The sequence below is a fragment of the Achromobacter sp. genome, assembly GCF_057314935.1.
In genome coordinates this window covers 24,775-36,307 of record NZ_DBHKZA010000019.1, presented here as the reverse complement: position 1 = coordinate 36,307, position 11,533 = coordinate 24,775, and the positions used below count along the sequence as shown (strand labels likewise).

General features: G+C 65.0%; 14 protein-coding genes. 7 read left to right on the top strand and 7 right to left on the bottom strand.

Annotated features, from left to right (window positions below; translation table 11 throughout):
- Positions 1-197 precede the first annotated feature (197 nt).
- Genes ACO6D5_RS09530 through ACO6D5_RS09520 form a run of 3 tightly spaced genes read left to right on the top strand, consistent with a single transcriptional unit; the run spans position 198 to position 2,883 of the window.
- Positions 198-659, top strand: coding sequence for an Mth938-like domain-containing protein (locus ACO6D5_RS09530; protein ID WP_088590664.1), 462 nt, complete (start codon positions 198-200; stop codon positions 657-659).
- Positions 656-1,120: a peroxiredoxin gene (locus ACO6D5_RS09525; protein ID WP_006224993.1), complete on the top strand. Its 465-nt coding sequence runs from the start codon at positions 656-658 to the stop codon at positions 1,118-1,120. Before ACO6D5_RS09530 ends, ACO6D5_RS09525 begins: the two co-directional genes overlap by 4 nt.
- 56 nt (positions 1,121-1,176) lie before the next feature.
- Entirely contained in the window at positions 1,177-2,883 is a 1,707-nt protein-coding gene (locus ACO6D5_RS09520; RefSeq protein ID WP_315844568.1) for a PhoH family protein, read from the top strand.
- A 79-nt stretch (positions 2,884-2,962) separates the two neighbouring features.
- Here ACO6D5_RS09520 and ACO6D5_RS09515 read toward each other — a convergent pair whose 3' ends face one another.
- From ACO6D5_RS09515 to ACO6D5_RS09485, 7 genes are all read right to left on the bottom strand, one after another.
- Positions 2,963-3,094 (bottom strand): entericidin A/B family lipoprotein, encoded by a 132-nt coding sequence (locus ACO6D5_RS09515; RefSeq protein WP_006218367.1) that lies wholly within the window; start codon positions 3,092-3,094, stop codon positions 2,963-2,965.
- 39 nt (positions 3,095-3,133) lie between these two features.
- Entirely contained in the window at positions 3,134-3,829 is a 696-nt protein-coding gene (locus ACO6D5_RS09510) for a fumarylacetoacetate hydrolase family protein (protein ID WP_315844567.1), read from the bottom strand.
- Positions 3,830-3,948: 119 nt separating this feature from the next.
- Positions 3,949-4,251: a Dabb family protein gene (locus tag ACO6D5_RS09505; protein ID WP_315844566.1), complete on the bottom strand. Its 303-nt coding sequence runs from the start codon at positions 4,249-4,251 to the stop codon at positions 3,949-3,951.
- Entirely contained in the window at positions 4,251-6,128 is a 1,878-nt protein-coding gene (locus ACO6D5_RS09500; RefSeq protein WP_485825227.1) for an ABC transporter permease, read from the bottom strand. Before ACO6D5_RS09500 ends, ACO6D5_RS09505 begins: the two co-directional genes overlap by 1 nt.
- A gap of 13 nt (positions 6,129-6,141) precedes the next feature.
- The gene (locus ACO6D5_RS09495) at positions 6,142-6,834 is read right to left on the bottom strand and encodes an ABC transporter ATP-binding protein (protein WP_006224998.1); all 693 of its coding nucleotides are present in this window, start codon (positions 6,832-6,834) and stop codon (positions 6,142-6,144) included.
- Position 6,835: 1 nt separating this feature from the next.
- Complete coding sequence (locus tag ACO6D5_RS09490; RefSeq protein WP_315844564.1) at positions 6,836-7,597, bottom strand: ABC transporter ATP-binding protein; 762 nt, start codon at positions 7,595-7,597, stop codon at positions 6,836-6,838.
- Positions 7,598-7,607: 10 nt separating this feature from the next.
- Complete coding sequence (locus ACO6D5_RS09485) at positions 7,608-8,387, bottom strand: SDR family NAD(P)-dependent oxidoreductase (RefSeq protein ID WP_485825226.1); 780 nt, start codon at positions 8,385-8,387, stop codon at positions 7,608-7,610.
- A 174-nt stretch (positions 8,388-8,561) separates the two neighbouring features.
- Here ACO6D5_RS09485 and ACO6D5_RS09480 point away from each other — a divergent pair, with 174 nt between their 5' ends.
- The 4 genes from ACO6D5_RS09480 to ACO6D5_RS09465 form a co-directional block, all read left to right on the top strand.
- The gene (locus ACO6D5_RS09480) at positions 8,562-8,960 is read left to right on the top strand and encodes a cupin domain-containing protein (RefSeq protein ID WP_485825225.1); all 399 of its coding nucleotides are present in this window, start codon (positions 8,562-8,564) and stop codon (positions 8,958-8,960) included.
- Between the two features lie 79 nt (positions 8,961-9,039).
- Positions 9,040-10,251, top strand: a complete 1,212-nt coding sequence (locus ACO6D5_RS09475; protein ID WP_454676388.1) for an ABC transporter substrate-binding protein — start codon at positions 9,040-9,042, stop codon at positions 10,249-10,251.
- Complete coding sequence (locus tag ACO6D5_RS09470; protein ID WP_485825224.1) at positions 10,251-11,012, top strand: SDR family oxidoreductase; 762 nt, start codon at positions 10,251-10,253, stop codon at positions 11,010-11,012. The genes ACO6D5_RS09475 and ACO6D5_RS09470 overlap by 1 nt, the downstream gene beginning before the upstream one ends.
- A gap of 15 nt (positions 11,013-11,027) precedes the next feature.
- Positions 11,028-11,533 (top strand): IclR family transcriptional regulator (locus tag ACO6D5_RS09465; RefSeq protein ID WP_485825223.1); only part of this gene is annotated, 506 nt, incomplete at its 3' end.

Sequence of the window (11,533 nt, the reverse complement as noted above, 5' to 3'; positions counted from 1 at the left end):
GGCGCGGCCGCGCGAAGGCGAAAGGAGGGCTCTGCGCCGCGCCGGCACACGTTTGCAGCGCAGCAAAACCCTGTAATCTAGCGCAAGCGCGCCTAGGCGGCAAATGGGGCGGAAAAACCCCCATTTCCCGAGTGGACACTGGGCAACATCTGTACATCCTGATGCGCTATTATCAAGCCACAAAGCCGGAGTTTTTATTGAAGCTGCATACCGATCCTGCGACGGCCGCTCTGAACACCGTCACCGCTTACGGTGAGGGTTATATCGAGGTCAACCAGGTACGTTTTTCCTCCTCGGTCGCCTTTGGCCCCGAAGGCGAAGTGACCGAATGGCCCGTTGAGTCGCCGGCCGACATTACCTCCCCCCTGTTGCACCAGGCGGCCGGCTTGACCGAGCCCGTCCGCGACCCCATGGCTTTCCTGGACGAACCGGAAGCCGCCCCCAGCCGCCCGGCCAATGCGCCCGAGGTGCTGCTGGTCGGCACGGGCGCCCGCCAGCAATTCCTGCGTCCCGAAGTGTTGCGTCCCCTGTTGGCCATGGGCATCGGCGTCGAGATCATGGACACGCACGCCGCCTCCCGCACCTACAACATCCTGATGGCTGAGGGCCGCCGCGTCGTGGTCGCCCTCATCCCTCCCAACGGAGAATCCCAGAAATGACGCCCAGTATCGGCAAGCCCGCCCCGCAGTTCACCGCTGAAAGCACCATTGGTCCGATCAGCCTTGAACAATGCCAGGGCCGCGCCGTCATTTTGTACTTCTACCCCAAGGACAACACCCCTGGCTGCACGACCGAAAGCCAGGATTTCCGCGACCTGAACGCCGAATTCCTGGCAGCCAGCGCGGTGGTCATCGGCATCTCGCGCGATTCGCTGAAATCGCACGAGAACTTCAAGGCCAAGTACGAACTTCCTTTCCCCCTCATCTCCGACGCCGACGAAACCGTGTGCAACCTGTTCGGCGTCATCAAGCAGAAGAATATGTATGGCAAGCAGGTGCGAGGCATTGAGCGCAGCACCTTTTTGATCGATGCCTATGGCGTGCTGGTGCAGGAGTGGCGCGGGGTGAAGGTCCCGGGCCACGCCAAGGAAGTCCTGCAGGCCGCAAAAAGCATCGGTTAGCCGTACAGGAACACCCGTCAGGCGCTATAGCCGGCCCACACTGGAGAGTGACGCATATGCCGCTTCCGAAGTTGCCCACCCGCCCCGCAGCCATCCTGACCTTCCCCTCGGGCGAAACCGCCCGGGCGCAGGCCCGCACCACCAAGACTGCCGCTGCGCGGTCCAACACCCAAGCCGTACTTGCCGACGACGACGAGGACGAGCTGCTCGTCCAGCCTGAACTCGACGGCATGGCGTCTCCGGCACGCAAGGCGCAGATTCCGGCGCCGACCCGCCAGGTGCCGCCTCCACCTCCTGCCGCCCCCCCCGCCCGCACGGAAGCGCGTGCGGCCAAACCCGCCCAGACGGCCGCAAAGCGCGCCAAGCCGCGCGCCCAGAACGAGCCGCGCAAGCTGTTCGTGCTGGACACCAACGTGCTGCTGCACGATCCCAGCTCGCTGTTCCGGTTCGAAGAGCACGACATCTTCCTGCCGATGATGACGCTGGAAGAACTGGACCACCAGAAGAAGGGCATGTCCGAAGTGGCGCGCAACGCGCGCCAGGTCAGCCGTTCGCTGGATGCGCTGGTGCAGGACACCACCCAGCTGGACGAAGGGCTGGAGCTGGCCAAGCTGGGCAACAAGGACGCCACCGGGCGCCTCTTGTTCCAGACGACCGCCATCCACAGCACCCTGCCCTCCGACCTGCCGATGGGCAAGGCCGACAACCAGATCCTGGGCGTCGTCCGGGCCTTGCAGGAAAAGTACCCGCAGCGCGAAGTCGTGCTGGTGTCCAAAGACATCAACATGCGCCTGAAGGCGCGCGCGCTGGGCATGGCAGCCGAGGACTACTTCAACGACCACGTCCTGGAAGACTCGGACCTGATGTATTCGGGCGTGATGCAGTTGCCCGAAGACTTCTGGAACAAGCACGGCAAGGACGTCGAATCCTGGCAGCAAGGCGGCACCACCTTCTACCGCATCCACGGTCCGCTGTGTTCGCAGTTCGTCGTCAACCAGTTCGTCTACTTCGAAGGCCAGATGCCGCTGTATGCGCAAGTGCGCGAAGTCAGCGGCAAGATGGCGGTGCTGGCCACCCTGCGCGACTACACCCACGGCAAGAACAACGTCTGGGGCATCACGGCGCGCAACCGCGAACAGAACTTCGCCATGAACCTGCTGATGAACCCGGAATGCGACTTCGTGTCGCTGCTGGGTCAGGCGGGCACGGGCAAGACGCTGCTGGCGTTGGCGGCAGGCATCACGCAGGTGCTCGAAACCAAGCGCTACACCGAAATCATCATGACCCGCGTCACGGTGCCCGTCGGTGAAGACATCGGTTTCCTGCCCGGCACGGAAGAAGAGAAGATGCTGCCGTGGATGGGCGCGCTGGAAGACAACCTGGATGTGCTCAACATGGGCGATGGCGAGGGCAACGGGGACTGGGGGCGCGCCGCCACCATGGACCTGATCCGTTCGCGCATCAAGGTCAAGTCCCTGAACTTCATGCGCGGCCGCACGTTCCTGAACAAGTACCTGATCATCGACGAAGCGCAGAACCTGACGCCCAAGCAGATGAAGACGCTGGTGACCCGCGCGGGCCCCGGCACCAAGGTGATCTGCCTGGGCAACGTCGCCCAGATCGATACGCCGTATCTGACTGAAGGCAGTTCGGGCCTGACGTTCGTCGTCGACCGCTTCAAGGGCTGGCCGCATTCGGGGCACGTCACGCTGCAGCGCGGCGAACGTTCCCGCCTGGCCGACTACGCGGGGGATGTGCTGTAAGGCATCCGCGCTACCAGCATGAAAAAAGCCCCTTGAGTCATCAAGGGGCTTTTTTTTGCCGTGGCAACGGCGCCGACGATTACTTGTCGGCAGCGTTGGTGATGGCGTTGCCGGCCCGGGACATGTCGCGGCCCATGCCCGCGACGGTATTGCAACCGGCGAGCACGAATCCGAACACGACAAAGGCGGTCAGCACGATCTTGCCGCGCATGCTGGAACTCCTGAACAATAGAAAGAGGCGCTACCGGAATCAGGCGATCTGCACGCGCAGTTCGCCCAGGCCTTCCACGCCGCCGGTGATCACATCGCCTTGCACGACCGCGCCCACGCCTTCCGGGGTGCCGGTGAAGATGATGTCGCCCGGCTGCAGTTCGAACAGGCCCGACAGGTACGAGATGCTTTCGGGGATGTTCCACAGCATCTGCGAAATGTCGCTGGACTGCTTGCGCTGGCCGTTCACGTCCAGCCAGATCGCGCCCTTGTCCAACGTGCCCACGACGCTGCGCGGGTGGATCGGGCCCATCGGGGCGGACTCGTCGAACGCCTTGCCGATTTCCCAGGGGCGGCCCTGCTTCTTCATTTCGCCTTGCAGGTCGCGGCGGGTCATGTCCAGGCCCAGCGCATAGCCCCACACGCATTCATTGGCTTGTTCGACCGGGATATCGCGACCGCCCTTGCCCAGCACCACGACCAGTTCCATCTCGTAGTGCAGGTTGGAGGTCTTGGGCGGATAGGCCATCTTGCCGGTTTCGCCGTCGGCCACGCTCAGCACGGCATCGGCCGGCTTGCAGAAGAAGAACGGGTCTTCGCGGCCGGTGAAACCCATTTCCTTGGCGTGCTCGGCGTAATTGCGGCCGACGCAATACACGCGGCGGACCGGGAACAGCGCGGCGCTGCCGGCAACGGGAACCGCGACGGGCGGCTGGGGAGGTAGTACGTAGTCCATGAGCGATCAACCTATGACAAATACGTGAGGCGGGCAGTTTTATCCTGGAGCGGCCCGGATATCAAAAATCATCCGCGAGTTTATCGCTTTCCCGGACGCAAGGCGCGGCCCTTGCGCATTCAGGAAAACGTAGGGATTTCCCCATCGAAAACGACCAGGCGTTCGATGAAATCCGCCATGTAGGCCTTCATCTCCTGGTGCGCCGGGGACACCTGGTAGCGGTCATGCGCGGCACCATCGGCAAAGGCGGCCACGACCGCGTGGGTCAGGCCGTCAGACCGCCCCGCTTGATTGGGCCGGAAGGCGTACCCCGACACCCCGTCGCATTCCGCCAGGATCCGGTCGCAGTACGCCTGGACCCGTCCATGGAAATCCGCATCGGCCGCGGCCGACAGTTGCAACATCACGACATGCAGGAACATCAGGACTCCTTTTTCACGCGGGTCGCGGCCAGCCAGGCGCGCGACACCAATCCCATGATGCCGTCTCGCAACAGCAGCACGCACAAGACAAAGATTGCGCCCTGGACGATCAGCACCCAGGATCCCAGCGGCGCCAGGTAGTTCTGCAGCGACACGAACGTCAGTGCCCCCGCCAGCGGCCCGAATACCGTACCGATGCCACCCAGCAGCGCCATCAGCACGACCTCGCCGTTGGCATGCCAGTGCACGTCGGTGAGCGACGCCACGCCGAACACCAGCACCTTCAGCCCGCCCGCCAGCCCCGCCACGGAGGCCGACAACGTGAACGCGATCAGCTTGTAGCGCGACGTGGAATACCCCAGCGAGCGGGCGCGCTGTTCGTTGTCGCGCACCGAGCGGATGACTTCGCCGAACGGCGAATTCAGCACGCGCAGGACGAAGGCGTAGCCCAGCGCGAACACGGCCAGCGTGAAGTAGTACATCGGCATCACGTTTTCCAGGTCGAACACGCCGAACAGCTTGCCGCGCGGCACGCTTTGCAGCCCGTCCTCGCCGCCGGTGAACCCCGCTTGCACCGCGATGAAGTAGACCAGTTGCGACAGCGCCAAGGTGATCATCGCGAAGTAGATGCCCTGCCGCCGGATCGCGATGGCGCCGAACAGCAAGCCCAGCAGGCCGCCCGTCACCACGCCGGCCAGCAAGCCCAGTTCCGGTGTGGCGCCGAACAGCTTCATGACGATGCCGGTGGCGTAGGCCGCCGCGCCGAAGAACGCTGCATGGCCGAACGACAGCAGGCCCACATAGCCGACCAGCAGGTTGAAGGCCGCCGCGAACAGCGCGAAGCACAGCACCTTCATCAGGAAGGTGGGATACACGAACCAGGGCGCGATCAACGCCACCACCGCCAGCGCCGCCATCGACACGCGCATCGCGCGCCGGCTCAGTTGCACGGGCTGGCGCGTCGCTTCCGCGGCCAGCACGTTCTGCACCTGCAGGGGTCTGCCGAACAGCCCCGCGGGCTTGCACAGCAGCACCAGCACCATGATGATGAAGATCGCCAGGTTGGCGGCCTCGGGATAGAAGACCTTGGTCAGGCCTTCGATGATGCCCAGGCCAAAGCCGCTGACGATGGCGCCCATGATGGAGCCCATGCCCCCGATGACCACCACCGCGAACACGACCACCACCAGATTCGATCCCATCATCGGGCTGACCTGGTAGATGGGCGCCGCGATCACGCCCGCCACCGACGCCAGCGCCACGCCCAGCGCATAGGTCAGCGTGATCAGCAGCGGCACGTTGATGCCGAACGAGCGCACGATCGTTGGGTTTTCCGTCGCGGCGCGCAGCATCGCGCCCACCCGCGTCTTCTCGATCAGCACCCACACGGCCAGGCACAGCACGAGCGACACCGCCACGGCCCAGCCGCGGTACCAGGGCAGGAACATGAAACCCAGGTTTACGCCGCCCGTCAGTGCCTTGGGGATGGTGTAAGGCAGCCCCGACACGCCATAGGCCTGGCGCAGGCCGCCCTCGATCAGCAGCGCGATGCCGAAGGTAAGCAGCAGCCCGTACAGGTGGTCCATGCGGTAGGTGCGCGAGATCAGCAGGCGCTCCGTCACGATGGCGAACACCGCCATGATGAGCGGCACCAGCACAAGCGCCGCCCAGTAGTTCACGCCCAGGTAGTTCAGCAGCATCCAGGCCAGGAACGCGCCCGCCGTGTACTGCGCGCCATGGGCGAAGTTGATGATGTTCAACAGACCGAAAATCACCGCCAGGCCGATCGAGAGCAAGGCGTAGAAAGAACCGTTGATCAGGCCGAGCAGCAGCTGGCCGAACAGCGCCGTGGACGGCACTCCGAAAATTTCGAACACAGGCATTCTCCTCTCAGACGCCCAGGCGGCGCGCGATCCGGGCGGGATCGCGGCGCGCCTCATCCGCCGACAGCCGGTCGACCACGCAGCCATGCTCCATGACGTAGTGGCGGTCGGCCACCTTGGTCGCGAAGCGGAAGTTCTGCTCGACCAGCACGATGGTGAAGCCCCGTTCCTTCAAGGTGCGGATGGCTTGCCCGATCTGCTGCACGATGACGGGCGCCAGCCCTTCGGTGGGTTCGTCCAGCAGGATCAGTTGGGCGCCCGTGCGCAGGATGCGCGCAATCGCCAGCATCTGCTGTTCACCGCCCGACAGGTTGCCGCCCGAACTGGCGCTGCGTTCGCGCAGATTGGGGAACAGCGTGTAGATCTCGTCCAGCGACATGCCGCCAGCGGCCAGGCGCGGCGGCAGCATCAGGTTTTCGGTCACGTTCAGGCTGCGGAACACCGCGCGCTCCTCCGGGCAATACACCACGCCCAGGCGCGGGATGCGGTGCGGCGCCATGCCCACCGTTTCCTGACCGTTCAGGCGGATCGAACCGCGCCGCTTGTCCAGGATGCCCATGATGGCGCGCAGGGTCGTCGTCTTGCCCGCGCCGTTGCGGCCCAGGATGGTGACGAGTTCGCCCCGGTTCACGTCGATGTCCACGCCGTGCAGCACGTGCGATTCGCCATACCAGGCGTTGAGGTCTTTGATCGCCAGCATCTCAGTGCGCCTCCTCGTCGGAGCCCATATAGGCGGTGATGACCCGCTCGTCGCGGGAGACGGCCGCGTAATCGCCCTGCGCCAGCACCGCGCCGCGCGCGAGCACGGTGATGGTGTCGGACAGGTCGGCCACCACCGACAGGTTGTGCTCGACCATGAGGATGCTTCGGTTCACCGACACGCGCCGGATCAGCGCGGCGATGCGGGCGACGTCTTCCTGGCCCAGCCCCGCCATGGGCTCGTCCAGCAGCATGATCTCGGGTTCCAGCGCCAGGGTCATGGCGATCTCCAGCGCCCGCTTGCGGCCGTAAGGCAGCGACGCGGCGGTGGTGTCCGCCAGCGGCGCCAGGCCGACCGCGTCCAGCAGCTCCATCGCGCGGCCGTTCAGGCGGTCGACGCTGCGCCGACTGCGCCAGAAGCGCAGGCCGTCGCCATGCTGGCGCATCAATGCCACGCGCATGTTCTGCAACACGGTCAACCCTAGGAACACGGCAGAGATCTGGAACGAGCGGACGATACCCAGCCGCGCGATCTGCTCGGGCGCGAGAGAGGTGATGTCGCGGCCACGGTAGTGGATGACGCCCGCGTCCGGCGCCAGGAATTTGGTCAGCAGGTTGAAGCAGGTGGTCTTGCCGGCCCCGTTGGGACCGATCAATGCGTGGATGGAGCCTTCTTGCAGGGCGAGTGTCACGCCGTCGACGGCATTGAAGCCGCCGAACCGCTTGACCAGCCCCTGGGCGGACAGAACCGCTTGGGTGCTCATGGGGGCGCTCCTACATGCGGGCCAACAGGCCGCCGTCGATCGCCAGGACGTGCCCGTTGACGAACGAGGCCCCGGGCGACGCCAGATAGACCACGGCAGGCGCAATGTCTTCCGGCGCAGCCCAGCGCCCGGTCGGCACGGCGGACGACAGGAACGACTGGAATTGCGGATTGTCCTGCAGCCCTTGCGTGAAATCCGTGCGGACGAAACCCGGCGCAAGCGCGTTGCAGGTCACGCCGCTGGCGCCGTATTCCACCGCCAGCGCCCGCGTGAACGCCGCGATGGCGCCCTTGGCGGTCGCATAGGCGGCGATGTTCGGCATGGTCGCCTGCCCCGCCACCGACGACATCAGGATGATGCGGCCAAAGCCGCGCTTGCCCATGCCGGGCAGGACGGCGCGGGCGCAATGGAACGCGCCGTTGACGTGCACGTTCTGCAGCGCCTGCCACTCGGCGGGCGTCATTTCCACCACGGGTTTGCGGTTCTGGTTGCCGGCATTGCTGACCAGCACGTCGATGGCCAACCCCTCGGCCTCCAATTGGGCGACGGCAGCGGCCACCGCCGCGCCGTCCGCCACGTCAAAAGGTGCGCCGCGGGCCTGGATGCCATCTCCCGCCAGCCGCGCGCAAGCGGCCTCGCAGGCCTCAACCGACAGGTCGTTGACGACGACCTGCGCGCCGGCCATCCCCAGGCCCCGCGCAATGGCGTAGCCCAACCCCCTGGCCGCCCCCGTCACCAGCGCGACGCGCCCCGCCAGACCAAATGTCTGGTCCAGATAGTCGTGTTTCAAGCTTGTCTCCTTGTTTTATATGCACCGGATCTCTGGGTCCGGCCTGTGCCGCCTTTGCTTCGTCGATGCAAAAACAAAGTTGACATCAATCTCAATATACGCGACTATTTTTAAACACTCAATAACAAGATTTTTACTTTATCTTCAATAACGAGTTACGGCTAGGAGACAACCATGGTCCTCGAAACCCCCGGCTGCCCGGCAGCCAATGCGCTGCCGCCGCTGGCTTCGCGCTTCCTGAAAGTCGCCGACCTGCCCTGGAAACCCACCCAGGTGGAAGGCATCGAGATGAAGGTGCTGATGCAGGACAAGGAGTCCGGCCTGCTCACCGCCCTCTTCCGCTGGCAGCCCGGCACCGAACTACCGCTGCATGAACATGTGGAGGTCGAGCAGACCTTCGTGCTGGAGGGATCCATCGTGGATGCCGAAGGCGAAGTGTGCGCGGGCGATTACGTCTGGCGTCCGCGCGGCAACCAGCACGTGGCGCGCGCGCCCAACGGCGCGCTGGTGCTGAGCTTTTTCCTGAAACCCAACCTGTTCATCGACGCCTACGCCGGCCAGACGCTGGAATAGGCCAGACCGCCGAATACCCCGCGCGACCGCCCGGCACAGGACGGCGCGCAAAGAACCAAGCCCCCGAGGAGACAACCCCATGAAGACCCGAATCAAGAACAGCCTTGCCGCCTGCGTGCTGGGCACCCTGTCCCTGTCCGCCCAGGCGCAGGTGTCGGACGATGTCGTGAAGATCGGCGTGCTGGGCGACCAGTCCGGCATGATGGCCGACCTGTCCGGAAAATTCGGCGTGGAAGCCGTGAAGATGGCCGTCGAGGATTTCGGCGGGACCGTGCTGGGCAAGCCCATCGAAGTGATTTCCGCCGACCACCAGAACAAGGTGGACATCGGCGTGTCGATCGCCCGCCGCTGGTACGAAAACGACAAGGTCGACCTGATCCTGGACGTGCCCAACTCGGCCATCGCGCTGGCCGTGCAGGACTTGACCCGCCAGATGAAGCGCGTCGTGATCTTCACCAGCGCCGGCTCGGCCGATCTGACGGGCAAGGCCTGCTCGCCCAACGGCATGCACTGGACGTACGACACCTACGCCTACGCCACCGGCGTGGCCAACGGCGTGATGGAGGACGGCGGCAAGAGCTGGTACTTCATCACGTCCGACTACGCGTTCGGCCATTCGCTGGAGCGCGACGCGATGGCGGTGGTGAAGGCCAAGGGAGGACAAGTCGTCGGCAGCGTACGCCACCCCATCGCCAGTTCGGACTTCTCGTCGTTCCTGTTGCAGGCGCAGGCCTCGAAGGCGCAGGTGATCGGCCTGGCCAACGGCAGCGGCGACACCATCAACAGCATCAAGCAGGCGTTCGAGTTCGGCATCATGGGCAGCAAGCAGCGCGTGGCCGCGCTCTTCATGAGCATCGTGGACGTGCGTAGCGTGGGCCTGGAATATGCCCAGGGCCTGAACCTGGTCGAGCCCTTCTACTGGGATCAGGACGACAAGGCGCGCCAATGGTCCGAACGGTATTTCAAGCGCACTGGCCGCATGCCGTCGATGGTGCAGGCCAGCAACTACAGCGCCACGATGCATTACCTGAACGCCGTCAAAGCTGCCGGCACCGACGGGTCCGAGCCCGTGCTGAAGAAAATGCACGACACGCCCATCAATGATTTCATGACGGAAAACGGTCGCATCCGCGAAGACGGCCGGGTCATGCGCGACCTGTACCTGTTCCAGGTGAAGAAGCCGTCCGAGTCCAAACGCGACTGGGACTACTACAACCTGGTGCGCAAGATCCCCGCCGAGCAGGCCTTCCGCCCGCTGAAGGACGGCGGCTGCGCGCTGGTGAAATCGTGATGGCGGGCGCGCTTGGCCTTCTGGCCGGCAAGCGCGCCGTGGTCACGGGGGGCGCCAACCCCCGTGGCATCGGCGCCGCCGTCGTCGAACTGTTCCTCGCGCAAGGCGCGACCGTAGCCGTGCTGGACCAGGCCTATCCCGAAAGCGCCAGTCCCGCCTTGGCGCAGGGCCGCGTGCACCTGCATTGCGACGTGTCGCGAGCCGCGTCCTGCGAGGCCGCGCTGGCCCGCGCGGCGCAAGCGCTCGGCGGCGTCGATGTCCTGGTCAACAATGCGGGCATCGTCGCCGCGACCCGGATCTGGGACCTGGAGGAAGACGAATTCCGCCGCATGATCGACGTGAACCTGACCGGAACCTACAACGTCACGCATGCCGCGTTGCCGGCCTTGCTGGAAAGCTCGCGGCGCCCCGCCATCGTCAACCTGGGCTCCACCGCCGCCTTGCGCGGCGGCGGGCTGCTAGGCGGATCGCACTACGCGGCGTCCAAGGGCGGCGTCATCAGTTTCACCAAGGCGCTGGCCCGCGAGCTGGGGCCACGGGGCGTGCGCGCCAACTGCGTCGCGCCGGGCATTATCGAAACCGACATGACACTGGGCAAATTCGGCGAAAATTGGGAACAAGAACTCAAACAGGGCATTCCGTTGCAACGTTTCGGCCTACCCGCCGACGTCGCCCAAGCCATCCTCTTCCTGGCCTCGGACCTGTCCTCCTACTCAACCGGCATCGTGGTCGACGTCAACGGCGGCTTCCACATTCACTAGGCATTCCCAGAAGCAATGAGCACTCCCGACCGCATGCTGTCCATCCTCGACCTCTTTCGCGACGGCACCACCGCCGCGTTCCAGGAAGATGTCATGGCGCATCTGGAGTGCTCGCGCGCGACCGCCTACCGGTATTTGAAATCGCTGACCGAAAGCGGCCTCTTGGCGCCGACCGCCGGCGGCGCCTACGTGTTGGGGTCGCGCATCATCGAACTGGACCGGCACCTGCGCCAGCACGATCCACTGATGCGCGCGGCGCGCGACGTGATGCGCGCCACTGGAGACGAGCTTCACGCCAACCTGATGCTGTGCAGCTACTACGGCGACAAGGTGCTGTGCGTGGACCGCTACTGGACGGACAACTCGATCGAATCCAGCTATGCGCGCGGCCGTCCGTTCCCGATGTTCCGTGGCGCCACGGCCAAGCCCATCCTGGCCAATCTGCCGCCCTACCAGCTGCGCAACCTGATGCTGTGGCATGCGGCTGAAATCCGCGAAGCGGGGCTGGGCGACGACTGGGA